At 44.4% G+C, this 18,198-nt stretch carries 12 protein-coding genes; 5 read left to right on the plus strand and 7 right to left on the minus strand.

The window, feature by feature from the left end; translation table 11 throughout:
- Window positions 1–180 precede the first annotated feature (180 nt).
- Together CXF62_RS08575 and CXF62_RS08580 are read left to right on the plus strand one after the other, a co-directional pair.
- Window positions 181–894, plus strand: a complete 714-nt coding sequence (locus CXF62_RS08575) for an RluA family pseudouridine synthase (protein ID WP_102093905.1) — start codon at window positions 181–183, stop codon at window positions 892–894.
- Between the two features lie 96 nt (window positions 895–990).
- On the plus strand, window positions 991–2,616 hold the full coding sequence (locus CXF62_RS08580) for a flavin-containing monooxygenase (RefSeq protein WP_102093907.1): 1,626 nt from the start codon (window positions 991–993) through the stop codon (window positions 2,614–2,616).
- A gap of 11 nt (window positions 2,617–2,627) precedes the next feature.
- Here the strand turns inward: CXF62_RS08580 and CXF62_RS08585 are convergent, their stop codons facing one another.
- Entirely contained in the window at window positions 2,628–3,575 is a 948-nt protein-coding gene (locus tag CXF62_RS08585; RefSeq protein WP_102093908.1) for a D-2-hydroxyacid dehydrogenase, read from the minus strand.
- Between the two features lie 435 nt (window positions 3,576–4,010).
- Between CXF62_RS08585 and rapA the strand changes: the two genes are divergently transcribed.
- Both rapA and CXF62_RS08595 read left to right on the plus strand, forming a co-directional pair.
- On the plus strand, window positions 4,011–6,899 hold the full coding sequence (gene rapA, locus CXF62_RS08590) for an RNA polymerase-associated protein RapA (protein ID WP_185156624.1): 2,889 nt from the start codon (window positions 4,011–4,013) through the stop codon (window positions 6,897–6,899).
- Window positions 6,900–7,259: 360 nt separating this feature from the next.
- On the plus strand, window positions 7,260–8,162 hold the full coding sequence (locus tag CXF62_RS08595) for an acyl-CoA thioesterase (RefSeq protein ID WP_102093910.1): 903 nt from the start codon (window positions 7,260–7,262) through the stop codon (window positions 8,160–8,162).
- Window positions 8,163–8,246: 84 nt separating this feature from the next.
- Here the strand turns inward: CXF62_RS08595 and mutY are convergent, their stop codons facing one another.
- The 5 genes from mutY to CXF62_RS08620 all read right to left on the minus strand — a co-directional run bounded on the left by mutY (window position 8,247) and on the right by CXF62_RS08620 (window position 15,849).
- Window positions 8,247–9,497 (minus strand): A/G-specific adenine glycosylase, encoded by a 1,251-nt coding sequence (gene mutY, locus CXF62_RS08600; protein ID WP_102093911.1) that lies wholly within the window; start codon window positions 9,495–9,497, stop codon window positions 8,247–8,249.
- Between the two features lie 147 nt (window positions 9,498–9,644).
- The gene (locus tag CXF62_RS08605; protein WP_102093913.1) at window positions 9,645–10,583 is read right to left on the minus strand and encodes a GIY-YIG nuclease family protein; all 939 of its coding nucleotides are present in this window, start codon (window positions 10,581–10,583) and stop codon (window positions 9,645–9,647) included.
- A 22-nt stretch (window positions 10,584–10,605) separates the two neighbouring features.
- Window positions 10,606–11,562 (minus strand): ribosome biogenesis GTPase YlqF, encoded by a 957-nt coding sequence (ylqF, locus tag CXF62_RS08610; RefSeq protein ID WP_057761911.1) that lies wholly within the window; start codon window positions 11,560–11,562, stop codon window positions 10,606–10,608.
- A gap of 125 nt (window positions 11,563–11,687) precedes the next feature.
- On the minus strand, window positions 11,688–14,939 hold the full coding sequence (locus CXF62_RS08615; RefSeq protein WP_102093914.1) for a DUF2339 domain-containing protein: 3,252 nt from the start codon (window positions 14,937–14,939) through the stop codon (window positions 11,688–11,690).
- Window positions 14,940–15,111: 172 nt separating this feature from the next.
- A complete protein-coding gene (locus CXF62_RS08620) occupies window positions 15,112–15,849 on the minus strand; it encodes a dienelactone hydrolase family protein (protein WP_102093916.1) in 738 nt (245 codons plus the stop codon).
- Between the two features lie 235 nt (window positions 15,850–16,084).
- Here CXF62_RS08620 and CXF62_RS08625 point away from each other — a divergent pair, with 235 nt between their 5' ends.
- Window positions 16,085–16,621, plus strand: coding sequence for a YcgN family cysteine cluster protein (locus CXF62_RS08625; protein ID WP_228153206.1), 537 nt, complete (start codon window positions 16,085–16,087; stop codon window positions 16,619–16,621).
- Window positions 16,622–16,628: 7 nt separating this feature from the next.
- Here the strand turns inward: CXF62_RS08625 and CXF62_RS08630 are convergent, their stop codons facing one another.
- Window positions 16,629–17,978, minus strand: a complete 1,350-nt coding sequence (locus CXF62_RS08630; RefSeq protein ID WP_102093919.1) for an Lnb N-terminal periplasmic domain-containing protein — start codon at window positions 17,976–17,978, stop codon at window positions 16,629–16,631.
- Between the last annotated feature and the right edge of the window lie 220 nt (window positions 17,979–18,198).

The following is an 18,198-nucleotide window of genomic DNA, read 5'->3' on the forward strand; positions in this document are numbered from 1 at the left end:
TAGCTAGTGATTAGCAGCTAGCGATATTAATAACGTTAAAAATCAGTCAAAGTTTTGCCATTTTATCCGAATAACCGTTGTTCCTAAAATGGCTGTCGTGCCAAATATAGCTATCGTGTCTAAAAGACTAGCCACCAAAAATCCTTATCTTAAAACCAATTTACATAAGTAGTTAAATTTATGCCTTTTACTGATGAAGAAGTTAATGCCCTCAATGACCAAGAAAGCGCTTATCCGCTTGAGTTCTTTAAAAATTTTGCGCAAGAAATTACGGTTTACGAAGACGATGATATTTGGGTAGTTGATAAACCTGCAGGCCTATTGAGCGTCGATGGCAAGACACTCAAAGTCAGTCTGCTTGCTCGTCTTGAGCGTGCCAATCCAGCTGTCAAACTGATTCACCGTTTAGATATGGATACCTCGGGACTGCTTATTTTTGCAAAAAATGCAGCAGCGCAAACCAATATCAGTAAGCAATTCATCGAGCGTTTACCGCAAAAGAAATACCAAGCACGTGTCTTTGGTGAGTGGGAGCAGGTCGGCGCAACTGGTGAGATATCAGTGCCAGTACGCTATGAGCCAAGTACCAAACCGCGTCATATCGTCGACCACGACTGGTCAAAGCATGCACTGACGTTATATGAAGTTGTGGCTCATGAAACCTGTAGTGGTGAGGCAGTCACTCGGGTTATGCTAAAGCCAGTCACGGGCCGTAGCCATCAGCTACGCGTACATATGGTGCATGTTAATCATGTGATGATTGGCGATCCTATTTATGCTGAAGGTGCCGCACTAGAGATAGCTCCAAGGCTCAACTTACATGCACAGCAATTGCGTTTAAAGCATCCAGTACTGGGTGCTTGGATGGACTGGGAGAGTCCTTGCCCATTTTAAGAGTTAGATTTTACCGCTTGCTGTTAATAGATGCGATAAACAGCGGCTCTAAAGCCAGCTATAAAATGCCAGTCATGTAAATACAAGGATGAAAGTATGCTTGATATCACCACGACCAAACAGGCTATCAAAAACCGCTTTAAAGGTAACAAGTCAAAGACAGATAAAGTAGCCGACTATGAAGTATTGATCATCGGTGCGGGTATTGCAGGTATTGGTATGGCTTGCCGTTTACAGCAACAGCAGCATAAAGGCCTATTCGGTCATAAAGCTCCCAAAAAGCAAAAGCAGGTAAATTCGACTAATAAGCATAAACCTCCACAGCGCTTTGCTATCTTAGAAAAGCGTGCTGATTTGGGTGGTACATGGGATTTATTTACCTATCCGGGGATTCGCTCTGACTCTGACGCACTTACCTTTGGCTATAATTTTAGGCCGTGGCTTGATTATAGAATGCTTGCAGCAGGCGATGATATCAAACGCTATATCGTCGATACGGCACGCGAGTTTGGGGTGACCGAACATATTCATTATCGGCATGAAGTTCAGCAGATATCATGGTCTAGTGAGGATCAACAGTGGTCAGCAACCATCAAAAACTATGCAAACGGTGAGAGGTTTGTTAAAACTGCCAAGTTTATCGTAGGTGCCACTGGTTATTATGATTATGAGCAAGGCTATCGCCCTCATTTTGATGGAGAAGAGAATTTCCACGGTCAAATCGTTCATCCGCAGCACTGGAATAATCTAGACTATAATGATAAAAAAGTCGTCGTTATTGGTAGTGGTGCCACAGCGATGACATTGCTACCTGCGCTAGTAGACAAAGACAGTAATCAGTGTGCGCGTCATGTCACGATGCTACAGCGTACGCCGACCTATGTGGCAAGCGTGCCGGGTGATGACCATGCTATTGACTGGTTATCAGGCAAGTTTTCACCATTATCAAAAGAGCAGGCCTATACGCTACTGCGTGCGCGTAATGTGCTGAGGCAGCAAGGCCTGTACAAAGTTGCGACTCATGCACCCAAGGTGATGAAGGCAGTCTTAAGAAGTGGGGTGAAAAAAGAGTTAAAAGGTAGCGACGTCGACAGCAAGCATTTTATGCCTGACTATAATCCATGGGATCAACGAGTATGTGCGGTGCCTGACGGTGATTTATTCAAAGCCCTGCAGGACAAACGCGCAACAGTAGTGACCGATCAAATCGGCCACTTTACGGCAACGGGAATTATGCTGCAATCTGGCCAGCATCTCGACGCTGATATCATCGTTACTGCGACTGGCTTAAAGCTACAGATGTTGGGTGGGGCCGCGGTATATATCGACGGTCAGGCCGTCGATATCGGCACGCGTATGACTTATAAGGCAGTCATGATAGAAGGCATACCTAATATGGCTGCACTGTTTGGCTATACCAATGCCTCATGGACACTAAAAATCGATTTGGCTTGTCAGTATGTAGTGAGGCTACTGGGGTATATGCATAAGAACCGTTATCAAGTCGCCATGCCACAAGCACAGACTGCAGATATGACAGCCTGTGCTCAAGTAGATACCGTAATGGGTTCGCTATCGTCTGGATATGTCAGACGCGGCAAAGACGAGCTACCTAAGCAAGGCGATCGCTATCCTTGGTTCGTGACCAACAACTATCTAAGCGATCGAATCATGCTTAAGTATCGCAAGATAAAAGACGACTGGTTACGATTTAGCCGTTAGCGTCTTGGTAATTATTGATGATGGTTGTCGATGAAATCGGCCACTTGCTTACTTAACATCTGCCACAAGGTCTCCTGAGCGCTTTTGCTGCCCCATGCATTGTGCGGACTAAAGATAACACGCGGATGGTCGCTGATACTGAGCAAAGGGTCATTATCAGCGATCGGTTCTTGTTCAAACACATCGCTAGCATAGCCGATGATTTGCTCACTATTAATCGCGTCAGTTAATGCTTGGCTATCAACGATGCCGCCACGTGCGACGTTGACGATGAGCGGTTGTTTGTCCATTTTCGCCAGAGTATCTTTATTAATAAGATGCTCAGTTTGTTCATTCAATGGACAGTGTAGGCTGATCACATCCGCACGCGCTAGCACTTCATCAAACTCGGTATAGTCGTCGCTGCGTGGCTCACGTCCTTGGTGCTCTGCCCACAGTACGGTCATACCAAAGGCACGAGCGATTTCGGTTACGCGCTTGCCGATAGTGCCGATACCAATAATACCTAGCGTCTTATCTTCCAAATCTATCAGCGGAATATCCAGCAGGCAAAAATTGCCGTTTGCCAGCCACGTGCCATCAGCGACTTTCTGATGATAATGAATACCAGCACGCATCGCTGTCAGCATGAGCATAAATGTGTGTTCGGGAACGCTTTTGACCGCATAACCAGCGACATTGAACAGCGCGACACCGTGCTTATCGCAAGCGGCTTGATCGACGTTATTCATGCCAGTGGCAGTCAGTTGGATCAGCTTAAGTTTCGGCAATTGCTCTATCACCTCTGCACCAATCTGGACTTTATTGGTAATAATAATGTCAGCATCTTTGCAACGTTCAATGATGACAGCTGTGTCTTTTGGCGTGTCGTTATAAGTGATGTAGTCGCTCACACCCCTTGGTGCAGGCAGGTCAATACCTTCAGAAAAAGTACCTTTGTCTAAAAAAACGGCTTGCATGGCTAGTCCTTACTTATTGTTGTCTTATAGATAATCAGCGAATAAATGGCTATCGCATGAATCCTTATCGACTTAATGTAGCACGTTGGTATTTTTAGTCAAAAACGAATTGGCCAAATATCGATCGAATAGATATAAGCTGCTGATAAAATAGGATAATCTGTATTATTTAATAATAGTGTACTGGTCTGACATAGTATCGATTAAATAACTTATAAAATCATAGCTATCGCAAGCTGCCTCTTGAAAATTCAACTTAACGCACTCATCTACCCGCTAACGTTATATAATGGTGTGACTGAGCTGCTGGCTCTACTAAGATTACGACATTTATTTTGCGTCTATTGACGATTTATGTTCTTTGTAATCTTACCGCTATCACAATCTACCATTGCTATCTAAATTTCATTATCTGAGTACAAAAGACATCGCCTTATGACTATCTCTATTGCTTCATTGCACAGTACTGAATTCGCCGTTGGTCAACGTTATTTATCTGATACGGAGTCTGAGCTTGGCTTAGGTGTGGTCATCGATGTTGACGACCGATGTGTGCATATTTTATTTCCGCAAAGTGAAGAGACACGCGTCTACGCAAAAAACTCTGCGCCATTATCGCGCGTGGTGTTTAAAGTGGGCGATAGCATCTACGATCAAGATGGCAAAAGCTATACGGTCAATGCTGTTGATGAGGTGATGGGCGTACTTAAATATGGTGTCGATGAGCACGAGCGCGGCATCATGGAAACCCGTCTTGCTGCCAATATCACGTTGGCCAAGCCGCTTGAGCGCTTGCTTGCTGGCCGTATTGAACGTGGTGACTGGTATGAGCTGCGCCAAGACATCTTGCGCATGCAGTCAGCGCTAGCAGGCCATCCACTAAAAGGCCTAATGGGTGCACGTGTCGATATCATCGAGCATCAGCTATATATCGCACATGAAGTTGGCAAGCGTATCGCGCCGCGTGTACTATTGGCTGATGAAGTTGGCCTTGGTAAAACCATCGAAGCGGGCATGATTATTCATCAGCAGTTGCTAACAGGCAAAGCTGAGCGTGTATTGATTTTAGTACCCGATAGTTTGCAGTATCAATGGATGATTGAGCTGCGTCGTCGCTTTAACCTAAACTTTGCATTGTTTGATCTAGTACGTACTGCGGCTATCAAAGAACACGATCCTGAACAAAACGTCTTCGCCACTGAGCAATGTATCATTGGTGGTATGGATCTATTGCTCGATCACCCAGACTTATATGACCAAGCGATGGATGCAGGGTTTGATTTATTGGTCGTTGATGAAGCGCATCATCTGCATTGGGATGAAGCACAGGGCGGCAATGATAAGTATGACTTGATTGCAGATTTCGCAGAAGAAACGCCAGGCGTGATGCTATTGACAGCAACGCCAGAGCAGCTTGGGGCGCAAAGTCACTTTGCCCGTTTGCGTCTACTTGATCCAGATCGCTTTGATGATTTGGATGAGTTTATCGATGGTCAAGAAGCTTTTGCAGAAACAGCAGCAGTTGCTGGCGTCTTAATAGAAGAAAAGCCATTGAATGAAGGTCAAATCGCTGCTTTAAGTAGCCTACTAGACATTAGTATTGAAGAGCTATCCTCAATCAATGAAGATGAAAAACTACGAACGCATGCACTAAATGAGCTGTTAGATCGTCATGGTACAGGTCGTATTTTGTTCCGTAATACTCGTGAGAGTGTCAAAGGATTCTATGGCCGTAGTAGTCAGCCATATCCATTGCCACTTCCTGAAGCATGGAAAGACAGCTATCAAACCAATGGCAAGTTGCGTGAGCAGCTATGGGGCGAAGAAAACCAACCAGACGGTGGCTGGCTAGAAGATGATCCACGTGTTTCTTGGTTGATTGATATCTTACGCGGTGAGCTTAAGCATCAAAAAGTGCTATTAATCGCTCGTAGTGGGGCGACGGTAGAGAGTTTAGAGGCGGTATTGCGTCTGCATGCAGGCATTAAGACAGCTATCTTTACTGAGCAGATGACTTTGCTTGAGCGTGACCAAGCGGCCGCATTCTTTGCAGATAGTGAAGGTGCTCAGATACTACTGTGTTCAGAAATTGGTTCAGAAGGTCGTAACTTCCAGTTTGCAAGCCAGTTAATACTATGGGATCTGCCTGCTAACCCAGATACCTTAGAGCAGCGTATCGGCCGTCTAGATCGTATCGGTCAGACGCAGCAAATTATGCTACATGTACCTTATGTACAAGGTACAGCGCAAGAGCGTCTGTATCAGTGGTATAACGATGCGCTGAACATGTTCAATCAGATATCGCCAACGGCACAAAGCGTACAAGAGCAATATATTCAAGAGCTTAAGCCAATGCTTGAGGGTGCTGATACCGCTGAAAACAATGTCATCTTGCAAGACATTATTGACGAGGCGCTACAGACACGTTTGGGACTAGAAGCACAGCTACAAGCTGGTCGTGATCGTCTGTTAGAGTACAACTCATGTCGTCCGCGTGTCGCAGGTCGTATCGCCGATGCTATGCGTGACTTCGATGGTAATAATTTGCTGCCGCACTTTATTGAGCGTTTCTTTGCATCTGCCAATATTGATCACAACATCCAACGTGATGGCTCGTGGGTGATCGCACCGATCGATAGCACCGAGATCAGTGACTATATTGATGGTTTACCACTTGGTGATGAAGACGGTATGACGTTGACCTTCGAGCGTGAGCAAGCGCTTCAGCGTGAAGATATCGAATTCATCACTCATGAGCATCCATTGATGCGGGCAATTTATGAGCTAGCGAGCACCAGCACGTTTGGTAACACCACGGTTGCCATGCTAAAAAGTGCCGCGGTTCCGCAAGGTATGGTACTGCTAGAGGTGAACTTCCGTGTTGAAGCAATCGCGCCAAAAGTGCTTAATTTGCCAGCGACTTTGTCCACACAAAATATCCGTGTCTTTATCAGTGAGCAGGGCAGTGATTTATCGGCTCGTATCAGTGCTGAGATGATTATGCCGCACGTTGAGCGATTGGATAAAAACCGTGCTCGCCAAGTCATTAAAGTACGCGGCGATGTGATTGAGCAGCGTTATTACGAAGCTGAAGACATTGCTCGTCAGCAGATTGCTGAGATTGGTGAGCAAGCAAGTAGCCGCTTTAGCCAGCAGTGGTCACGTGAAATCAAGCGTCTAAAACACCTACAGACGATCAATCCAAACGTACGCCCTGAAGAGATTGAGCGTCTAGAGCAGCTTAAAGCTCAAGGTGAGCAAGCACTTGGTAACTTGTCATTAGTACCGGATTCTATTCGCGTACTCGTAGCAGTTAAGCCATAAACATCGGCGTATTTGTCAAAAACGAGGTGTTATTATACATCTCGTTTTTTTATGGTTGAGATTGCTTTTTTTGCTCTTTAATTGCGATTTGTCTGGCAAAAACTGACAAGCAATACTTATGAGTAAGCCGACAGTAACTAGTCAAAGCCACCAATATTGGGTAAGATGTTTACCTTTTCTATAGAAAATAAATATTCGGTGATAACATCGCTAACGATGTCTGTATGCTTATTTTAAGGTCTCCTTCAACAGATCTTAACAAGTGATCTCGCATTATTTTACATTCAAATATGATGGCTATATGGCATCAATATCATCAGATGCTGAGCGTTTTTGATAAAAATAAGGAAACATATCGTCATGTCCGATAATCTACAACTGATTGATGAGCTGCTGGCTACTATCGCGCTTATTGAAGTTACCCCTGATGTGTTTGAGGGTAAAAGCCATGACTATGTGGGCAGTCGTATATTTGGTGGGCAAGTGCTCGCTCAAGCGATTATGGCAGCGGCGCATACATTAGATCAAGACAAACCTTGTCACTCACTGCATGGGTATTTTTTGCGTGGTGGCGATATCAACCAACCGGTGATATACCAAGTCCGTCGATTGCGTGATGGTCGTAGCTTGTCTGCACGTGAAGTCACGGCTATCCAGTACAAAGAAGTACGTGGTAAGCCGCCTGTTGAGCAAGTGATATTTTCAATGATTGCCTCGTTTTCACCGATGGAAGATGGGCTTGAGTATCAAGAAGATATGCCTGTCTATCCACCGCCAGAAGACTTGCTGACAGAGCAAGATCTAAAAGAAGAGAATGTCGGAAAAGTGCCAGAAGCGCTAAAAGCAAGATTTATGCGCCGCCGTCATGTCGAGATTAAGCCAGTGAAGCCGCGTAATCCGATTAGCCCAGAACCAATGAAACCTAAGCAAGCAAACTGGCTACGTATTCGTGAATTGGGTAATCAGCCAGTGGCCATTCAACAAGCACTATTGGCATTTTCGTCAGACTTTTATTTGGTTGGTACAGGGCTAATGTCACATGGTGTTAGCTTTATGACCAGTGGTCTGCAAGCTGCCAGTATTGACCATTCAATGCATTTCCATCGTGATTTTGACTTGAATAAATGGATGCTGTATGACATGTGGAGTGATACCACGTCTAATGCGAAAGGGTTGAACCATGGTCAGTTTTGGCAAGATGGCAAACTGGTCGCTACCGTGCAACAAGAAGGACTCATGCGTTTACGTGTGCCAAAATCTTAGAGTTATTTAAACCCAGTTATCTTTATGTTTGAATAAAAAAAGCGACTCACTATTAATAGTGAGTCGCTTTTCTATTGCAACTTTTTACTCTAAGATCTTAACCATCGCGCGAGGCAGTCCTAGGCTGTCTTGCGCTTTTTGTTCGGTTAACCATTTAAAGTCAATTTCAGCCGCTGCTAATTTTTGATTTAGCTCAGTTACCTGCGTCGCGTCAATCGTCAATTTACGCGGGGTCAAATACCAGTGAAAATGCGTCAGCGAATGCTTGATAGGGACGTCATCGAGCAAGGTATTGCTGACTGATTTTGCCACCAGTTCATTTTTTATCAGCCATTCATTAATGATTTGCTCAGCGGTAGTAAACTCTGCTTCGTATACTTTTTCATTACTACGTACGTCATTTGGCATATTCGATAGTTTGTCATCGTTAGCTAGTGTCTTTTTAACGGTAGCCTTGTTATTAGTTTTACCATCAACTTTTTCCACAAACTGTAAAGGCAAGCTCCATAATCCACCCCAGATTCCGTTGTCAGGGCGCTGTAGCCATAGTATGTCATCGTCGACACTTTCAATTAGCAATGCATTACTAAATTTACTAGGTTTGGGCTGCTTTCTGGCTTTGACGGGATAATCAGTCTCGCGCCCCTCAGCATGGGCTAGGCAGTCTTCTTTTAATGGGCATAATAGGCAGGCAGGCTTGCTACGGGTACATAATGTCGCGCCCATATCCATCATGGCTTGCGCAAATAGTCCTGAGTTCTCTGTCGGTGTTAGTCGCTCTGCTAATGCCCATAAATCTTTGGTGGTAGCAGATTTAGTAATATCGCCATCAATTGCCGCCCAACGTGTCAGCACTCGTTTGACATTGCCATCACAGATAACGCCATAATGATGCAGTCCCATCGCCATAATTGCACCCGCAGTCGATGGCCCAACGCCCGAAATCGCTTCCCATCCTGCTAGTGTCTGCGGAAACTCGCCCGTTTCATCGATGATCTCTACCAACTGCTTAGCACCTTTATGCAAATTACGCGCGCGTGCATAGTAGCCAAGCCCTGCCCAATGCTCTGCTACGGTATCCCATTCTGCTGCGGCCAAATCCTGCACGGTCGGAAACGATGCCATAAAACGTGCAAAGTAGGGCAGTACAGTGGTCACTTGTGTTTGCTGAAGCATCACTTCAGATAACCAAACGATATAAGGGTTGGGCGTATCGGTTTGATGCTGTTGCCAAGGTAAATCATGGCGACCATTTTCGGCAAACCAATCTAGTAGGCGTGAGGCGAAGGAGTTTAGAGCAGTAGGTGATTGAGAGAATTGAGTAGGCAAAAGCATTCCTTGTAAGTTGAACAGGGATATATAGGATTTGGAGTTACGACGGGTAAGCGAGAAGGTAAATAGTTAAAATCATTTACCAGTATATGAGGCTTAATTGTTTATAAATAAAGGGGATAGATAGTATCATTATAGAGAAGTAAAAGTTTATCGATAGACACTGTCTAAAGTCTCACCCAATTCATTTTTCCACTCAATCCATCCGTTGGTTGAACGTCCTGATACTAGTGCGCTAGCTCCACTAGGAGTCTTAAATAAATGGTTTTCAGTGAGTTTATAACTTTTATCGTTTACGGCTACGAGTTTGCCGCTACTGAGCAGACTCTCTTTTAATTTAGTCACAAATGGCGGAGCTGATGATGTCTGTGTTTGTCGTATGAGAGAGCCTGCCAATATTACGAAGCCATCGTCGTCATAATACCCTTTAGCATGACCATCTTTTACCTTGTAGTAAAACAGGGATGGAATAGGTTTCGATGGAGCTTCATCGATTATTTGAGCGACTTTAGCAATGGTGGAATTAGTCGTTTTGTTTTCGTAAGTCTTGTTGGTATGAAGGCTATCATGAATAGCCAAGGATTCGAAAATAGGCTGTCCCAAGGTGGATAGTAAAACGTCAAGGGTGTGGAATAATTCCTCGCAATCAGCCTTTAATGGGTCAGGTGTATGCGGTTTATTACCATTATTTCCATTTTTTAGTTCGTAACGACCCACCTCAATGGCAGTTGCGATAGCTTTATGTTCCATATATAGCGCATGGGTTTGTGTCATAGAGTTATTGGTTGAGAGCATGACAAAAGCCCGTGTCCAGAAATCTTTGTCATCATGTTGATTAAGACGTCTTTTAAGATCGCCAGTTTGTCCAACATAGAGTAACGGCTTCTCTATACTATCGGTATCACCAATCAAAAAATACAAACCAACTTGATTGGCATCGGGCATCGCAAAAAAGTCGTCAATGTGGATACGTGGGATTTCAATCAATCTTACTGTGCGCGTAGTCATCTCTGCCAAACGCAACCCACGAGGGTTACCTTTTGGCAGATAAATTTGAATGGTTTTAGCTGATGGTATTAAAGGATTCATAGTAGCTTATATTATTGGATGTCTACTTCCGATTCTTCCGCGTTTTCAAACGACGTAAGCGTTTTTCTTCCTCTTTCGCCTTTTTCTTCTCTTCAGCAGCGAGTCGTTGTTCAGCGACGACGATTTCTTCCGCTTCAGTCATTGCTGGTGTTTCTAGCGTGATGCGACCAATCTTTGCGCTACGCAGCTCGTTAATCAGAATCTCAGACATACGGTAAGTATCGACTTGGTTGCCCGCGCGTACACAGCCGCGATTACGCCCAGCCACTTCAAAAAACTCCCAATCAGTCTTTGGCAGCTCTTCAATTTTGTAGCGAGTTTTTAGCAGCTCAGGATAGGCTTGCATTAGATACTCAGCGGTATAGCTGGCTACATCAGCGAAGTCAAAAGCAGTATCACGAATACCGCCTGTCGCTGCTAAACGATAACCAGAGTTTTCGTTTTCAACTTTTGGCCATAGCATACCAGGTGTGTCATAGAGCATGATGTCATCGTCGAGCTTAATTAGCTGCTGCGATTTGGTCACGGCTGGCTCATCGCCTGTCTTCGCCACAGCGCGTCCTGCTAGCGTATTGATCAGCGTTGATTTACCAACGTTTGGAATACCCATAATCATCGCTTTGATTTGGCGACCAGTCCCGACTTTATTGGGTACGAGATGCTTACAGATAGCGATAATACGTTTTACATCATTGGCTTTTTCAGTATCGCACGCAATGGCTTTGACCCCATCTTGCTGCTCGAGATAATCCATCCATGCTTGAGTCAACTCAGGATCGGCAAGGTCAGCTTTGTTCAGGATTTTGATAACAGGTTTTTCACCGCGTAGTGCTGCGACCATTGGGTTTTCACTACTATAAGGAATACGCGCATCGATGACCTCGATGACCAAATCCATCTGCGGCATGACTTCTTTGATTTCGTTACGGGCTTTGTTCATATGCCCAGGGAACCACTGAATACTTGCTCTCTTATCCATCTGCTTTCATAACCTTTTATAAAAAATGCTAAAAGTAAAACGATCAACGTTTACTTTCTAATGGTGTCCAGTTTACTACAGAACCACCTTGCTCACGGCACAATTTCACCCAACCAGTTTTGTCATCACGCTTGATTTGGGTTTTCTGTTTCCTCATGCGCGGGTGGTAATGGGGCAAGGTAACCAATTAATAGTATTAAACTGCCTGCGCCAAGGAAGGATATGACTCGCCAAATTGCCTCAGTCTGTGACAAATCTACCAAGACCAGCTTGAGTACGACGATACCTAATAATCCAATACCCATAAACCAAAGCGCGCGTTGCCAGTAGCGACTCGCCATGATGGTGGCGACCAATGCCAAGAGCGTCCATAGAATCGTTAGTCCAGTTTGTACTTGCTCACTCTTCCATGCGCCGCCCTGAGCACCGTCCCAAAGTGGTGTACCGATAAAGGCGTGTAGCGTTCTGACCAACATGCTGGAGATTAACCAAAAACTGATTAGTCCCAATATGATTAGCAAATTCTCAGTGGTGAATATGCGCTTAGATTTAGCAGCTGCACTCGAATCGATGACGGTTTCATTGCGACGGCGTTGGCTGATGTAATACAGACTAAAACCAACCGATAGTGTCAGCCACGATGTGATGTCGTATAGGTTAAATAATGGAAAATAAGACATTCCCCAAATCACACCGTCATAATACCAATTAGTAAGCACAACCCACAGTAAAGCAACGGGAGCAAAAATGGCAGCGCATCCTAATAGTGCCTGTCGCCAATCAAACCAATACAGTAGACCGTGTTCTGAAACTTTATTAGTTGAGATGCTTTCTTTAGTTTGACTGAGATAACGATGATTGAACCATAACCCAAATAATATGAGTGTCGCTGAAAACAAGAAAGCCATCACGCCATCAGAGTCTGGTAGGCCATAATGCGCAGCGGCAGCGATAAGTAAGATGCCCGTACCTAGCCAACTTGCAGCAGTATAGCGTGAGGTATTGTTGTTATCGGACAATGTATCAAATAATGTATCAGACCATGTTTTTAGCCATAGCTGCCCCATGACCAACCAACCGATTATTAAGCCTACAAACACCAACCATTCCGCTGTTGCCCATGTTAAATTTCGCTCAAACTTTTGGGGCAGTTGCAGTACTAGCATGAAGTAGAACAGGGCTAATAATCCATGACTAAGCTGTCTGATTTCCGCCCACGGACGATAGCGATTGATGACCCAATAAGCAATCAAGCTGATGAGTGCTGCCAGTGCAATTACCGTCGTGCTTGATTGCCAGATATCAAACCAATGATGTAAATCAAGCATTAGTACTTGTAGCACCCAAGCCATCGCAGTCAATGTCAAAAATTTGATGAATCTAGGGCTATGCCAAACAAATTTGAATACGCGGCTCTGACTATTGATTGAGGTCAGCCATTGCTGCGCCGCTTGCGTACTGACACCCAGCGCACGGGCATAGCTGGTCAATACATCTGATGTACCGTCCAATGTTTGTGATTGTATTACTGAGGATTGTGATTGTATGACCGAGGATTTTGTAGTGCCTTTATTGTTAAGGCTATTAAGTTTGTTACTACTATCTAAGCTATTAAGCAGCACAACTGGGGAGTTGCTAGCGCGTAATATAAAGACGGTCGCTAGATAACTGAGCGCTGAAATACTAAAGGCTAAAACGGGATAGTCTACGATAGAGAATATCGCTGTCGTCACTAGCATACCAATACTAACGAGCTGTAATAGCAAGCCGAATAACACAGACCACGACCGCAGCGAGCGTCGTCCAAACCATACTAGCGCCAATCCTTGTACTGACCAGCCAAAAGCAATCCATTCAGCATCTAGCGCCAGCGGAATAACGAGCGCAAAAAATCCTAACCCTAATGCCAGCATGCCTTCGGTGATTAAAGCATAGCGTCTACTGCGCTGGATAAACAACCAGCCCATCCCAAGATAAACCATAGCCAAAATGGCACTGGTAATCGTAAGTGCGTTAGAGATGTCGTTTAGTAAGGCAGAAAACAAACCAAAAGCCAGTAGCGGTACTGAAAATAGTAAGCCCGTGTCAATAGGGAATACATAGGAGCTGCCTATATGGGCTCTGTCCAAGTGTTTTGTGTCATCTGTATTGTCAGCATGACTGAGGTCTTTTTCGTTTAGCGCGTTATAGGTGATGATTTGCTGCGCATAACGAATGACGACAAATAAATAAAGTAGCCAGTGTAAGGTTACTAATGCTACCAATGCCCAGCGCTGCGTTTCAATGACGGCGCTCAGGTTTTCGCTGATACCCCAATAGTATGCCAAGCCAAATGTCACAGTCACACCGAATAGATTTAATGTTTTCCACGGTCGATAATGAGCAATCACGGCAATTGTGACATTTAACAGTAAATAGTAGCTGAATAAGGTGACCAAGCTACCAGTATCTTCACTGGTCAAAATCGGTGCAAAAAATCCACCCGATAATGCCAATAATGCCAATGGGAAGGCGTTTTGACGTACGGCGAGCGCAATAGTGACGGCAGACAATAACCCAAGCCCGATAAAGCTTGGGATACTAGGAATGATTTCATAAACACTGTAAGCAAAAAAGGTGCTTAGATAAGCAATTGCTAAGCCTGCGCCTTGTAGCGTAATCCCATATGAAAAGCGTTTTGCCGTTAGCTTTAATCCAAGCGCTGCCAATGCTAACCCTGTAACGCCGACTGCTATCAACTTCGTGGCAATAGAAATCTCGATATATTCGCTTAATAAGCGAAGCAGGAGCACCACACCTACCAGCAGCACCAGTACGCCGACTCGCACGACTAAATTTCCACCGAAAAACCAGTTTTTGATTGAATGAATCAGTGAGGTCACAATAGGTAATGATCGTTCATCCGGCCCAATCGGCGCCGTATTTTTCGTATTTATCGAGGCGTTATCGTCTACAGGTTTATCGTCATAGACGTTTGATGCTGCATGTATGGTTGAGTTTGAAGCAACGGTAGGAAGCGGTGGTGGTGATACAGGCAGCCGATTATCTGGAGAAGAGTGTTGTGAGTTGAAAGTTGTTTCTTTATCATCGTGGTCTTTAGCGTCACTGTCTTGAGGGATTTTGTCTTTAGAAACATTGTTTTTAAGATCATTATCGTTAGTAGTAGTGTTGCGTGCGTAATTGCTTTTATCGATTAAAGGTGCAGACGAAGGCGTCATACTACGATGTCTTTGCTGCTCAAGCTCAGCTTGTAGATTCGTTACATCACGGCGTAGATGCTCCATTTTTCGAGCTATCCTAGTATATAGCGCGACCACTACAATCAATAAAATCGTAAAAGCCAGCCAGCCCAACTGGGTCACCATTAGATACAACATCTTCGTCACTCAATCCAGTTTATAGTAAAGTGATAATGACGTGATTTGATAAGAAGCACAAGACTACTCTGATTACTGGGCTAAAAGACAAATGCTAGAATGACACTCAAAATAAAAGGGCAGCTTAATAATTAAGCTACCCTTTTTAATAGTCTTTATACCAAATCATTTCTTATGCTAAATTGGCTTTCATAAACTCAATCATATTTTCCCAGCTTTGTTTAGCAGCGGCTTCATTGTAGCCAAGATCTACTTCATTTTTAGCTGCACGCTCATCGGCATGCGGGTTGGTAAAGCCATGTTTGGCATTGTCATAGACGTCGATAGTGTAGTCAACATCGGCTGCATCTAGCTCTGATTTTAGACCTTCGATAGCATCCATTGATACCATTGAGTCATCACGGCCATGAGCGACCAACACTTTTGCTGCAAAGTTTTTGTCTGCTGGCTGCTTTGGCGTTGGGTTACCATGGAACGTAGCAACCGCTTTTAGTGGCATGCCTTCGCGAGCTATATCTAGTACAACTTTACCACCGAAGCAGTAACCGATTGCGCCTAGGTTGTCACCATCGACTGATAACTGATCGCTGAAATCATTCAAAATTAAGCGGCAGCGTGCCATTAGCATGTCTTGATCGGCCAGTACTTGCTCCATCCACATGTTTGCCTGCGCCGCATCGGTAGTTAGTTTGCCTTCACCGTAAACGTCCATAGCGACAGCCGCATAACCTGCCTCTGCCAAACGCTCAACCACTGATTTCGGATGATCGACCACGCCCCACCATTCCGGTGCAACCAAAATACCTGCTGCTGGATTTTCATCTGAAGCGTTTTCTGGTAGTGCTACATAACTGATAAGTTCTACACCATTCTCGGTAGTACTGATTAATTCAAAAGTCTTAATTGACATATTATTGTCCTTTTTTATGTTGTGAGTTTTAATTATTCGTCATTGTGATGGTTCGTTTTTCTAACTCGTACTACCTTAACGCCCATGTCTAGCAAAAACAGCTATAATACTGTAACGCTCTTTATCAAAATGCTACTGCGACTTTATGACTATAAATTTGTTAAACAAAAATAATGACCAATCAGACTTAAACTTAGGTCTCGATGCAGCGGCCACGCCTGCGCAATCGGTGAGTTTGTTCCCTGATAGTACCGATGTCGATTCTGCTGATTCTGACTCTAAGTATGAGTCTGAGCCACTACGTCCGCAGTTTTGGTCGCGATTTGCGTTAACAGAACTAAATCATAGCGAATGGGAAGCGCTGTGCGATGGTTGCGGCAGTTGCTGCTTGATTAAGTATATCGATGAAGATGAAAGTGGCAATGTAGATGAGGAGCTGGTCGAATATACCGATGTCACCTGCCAGTTGATGGACTGCGCGACGGGATATTGCAGTCACTATGCAACGCGTCAAGAGCACGTGCCAGACTGTATTCAGCTGACTATGGACAACTTACCCAAGATGATGTGGCTACCATCGCACTGCGCTTATAAGCGTTTATATAAAGGGCAGGGCTTACCAAGTTGGCATTTATTATTGACTGGGGATGCTGTGGTAACACAACAACAAATGCGAGCGGCCAACGTGGGCGTCGCCGGTCGCTGTGTCACGGAAATCGGTATGTCTGATGAAGAGATGGAAACGCGGGTGGTTAACTGGGTTAACCCTTAGTCTACAGTTAGTTAGATGCCTGAGCAGTAGATTTGGCCTTTGCTTCAGCACTGGCTTGCGAGTTAGCCAATGCTGGTATCGGAATATCTTGACGAATCTGCTGTGAGAATTTACGGCTGTTTTTATCTCTATTGGTATCAGACTGTGAGTTGACTTGATTATCAAAGCCTTTTGCTTTTGGGTTGATATGAGTGCGCTCATACCACGTATTCATTGACCAAGGCTGGTTGTTCTTTTCGGGAGCAGCATCCAACATGCCTACATCATATAGATAGTTCGGTAACCAACCAGAGACCCAAATTCGATAATCCCATGGCAAACGATCGCCACTGACGATACGCGCCATATAAAAGATAATATTGGTACAGTTGCTGATTAATGTATTGTACCAAGCAGGTTTAGCGTTCAAATCATCAGCCGCAGTCAGATAAGACTCAAATAGTGATTTGACTTCATGCTGTTGCAAATTGCTAATAGGAAACAGATAAACCTGCTCGCCGCGCGCATTGCTGCGAGTGTAGATAATATCGCGCTCTTCTGCGGCAATCAGGCTCAGCTCATAACGTCGAAAAAAGCCAGCAAGCGCTGAAAAAGACTCGCCGTCTTCTTTACGAATTTCAAATGAGAAGGCAAGTGGTCTATCATCTTCAAATCGAAAGCTAACTAAGGTATGAGCGATTAGCGGTCCCATCCAATAAGAGTTGGTCACATCAACGCCGGATAACTTAGACAAATCAATCGTACGGGTATCCCAATGTTCAATGGCGTCTTCTTCAGTTTGCCAATCAAAGTTACGAACATTGGTTAAGGTAATTAAGTCAGGGTTAGTCGCATCGCGCTCATAGGAGACTCGCTGGTCGACTTCAGCCATCCATTCTCGATCTTGTTTCGGTTCGATAGACAAAAACCAACCTAGACCCACGAGCCAAACAGCGCCATATATACCGATAAGCAGCTTAGTTGCTGTGCCTTTGCTAATTGATTTTTTATTAGATAGTGAGTCACTGTGCAATACTCTTGTGACGACATTCCAATAACGTGTACTTAGCAGCGCAGCTAATATGCCTACAATTGCTATTGTCGCAAGCCAAGTTAATACTGAGCTGACGCCGTATTGATACCAAATCGCGAGTAATAACCATAGCGCTGATAACAATAACGTAACGGCAATTAAAAAAGTCACAAGACGCTGGTGCCATGTAGGCTTTGGGTGTTTGCTATCTGATGGGCTGTTTTTTGATGTTTCGCGTTTTAAGTCAAGACTCTCTAAACCACGGCTCTCTAAGCCACGACTGTCTGACAGTCGACTGCGTGAACGCGACGAGAGTAAGCGAGAAAAAACGGAACGTAGCGACATAGGGTTTGCTTTGATAAATAAAGGCTTTGACCATAGCAAAGTTTATAACACGCTGACAATACAATTTGAGTGAATTTGTCGTTGAATGTCGGTGAGCCTTGCGATAAAGTGAAGCTAATTTGTACTAGCAAATTTGTTATTCATGCAGTAATTAATAACAAACTAGCTGTTTTATTTGCTACTTTTATCCCCATCTAGGCTCTACTTGTTTTTTTATTGA

It is taken from the genome of Psychrobacter sp. MES7-P7E (genome assembly GCF_002863645.1).
GTDB lineage: Bacteria > Pseudomonadota > Gammaproteobacteria > Pseudomonadales > Moraxellaceae > Psychrobacter.

Excerpts from the sequence above, each read along its gene's own strand:
- CXF62_RS08575 (WP_102093905.1), top strand. The coding sequence starts at position 181 with ATGCCTTTTACTGATGAAGAAGTTAATGCCCTCAATGACCAAGAAAGC.
- CXF62_RS08580 (WP_102093907.1), top strand. The coding sequence starts at position 991 with ATGCTTGATATCACCACGACCAAACAGGCTATCAAAAACCGCTTTAAA.
- CXF62_RS08585 (WP_102093908.1), bottom strand. The coding sequence starts at position 3,575 with ATGCAAGCCGTTTTTTTAGACAAAGGTACTTTTTCTGAAGGTATTGAC.
- rapA (WP_185156624.1), top strand. The coding sequence starts at position 4,011 with ATGACTATCTCTATTGCTTCATTGCACAGTACTGAATTCGCCGTTGGT.
- CXF62_RS08595 (WP_102093910.1), top strand. The coding sequence starts at position 7,260 with ATGTCCGATAATCTACAACTGATTGATGAGCTGCTGGCTACTATCGCG.
- mutY (WP_102093911.1), bottom strand. The coding sequence starts at position 9,497 with ATGCTTTTGCCTACTCAATTCTCTCAATCACCTACTGCTCTAAACTCC.
- CXF62_RS08605 (WP_102093913.1), bottom strand. The coding sequence starts at position 10,583 with ATGAATCCTTTAATACCATCAGCTAAAACCATTCAAATTTATCTGCCA.
- ylqF (WP_057761911.1), bottom strand. The coding sequence starts at position 11,562 with ATGGATAAGAGAGCAAGTATTCAGTGGTTCCCTGGGCATATGAACAAA.
- CXF62_RS08615 (WP_102093914.1), bottom strand. The coding sequence starts at position 14,939 with ATGTTGTATCTAATGGTGACCCAGTTGGGCTGGCTGGCTTTTACGATT.
- CXF62_RS08620 (WP_102093916.1), bottom strand. The coding sequence starts at position 15,849 with ATGTCAATTAAGACTTTTGAATTAATCAGTACTACCGAGAATGGTGTA.
- CXF62_RS08630 (WP_102093919.1), bottom strand. The coding sequence starts at position 17,978 with ATGTCGCTACGTTCCGTTTTTTCTCGCTTACTCTCGTCGCGTTCACGC.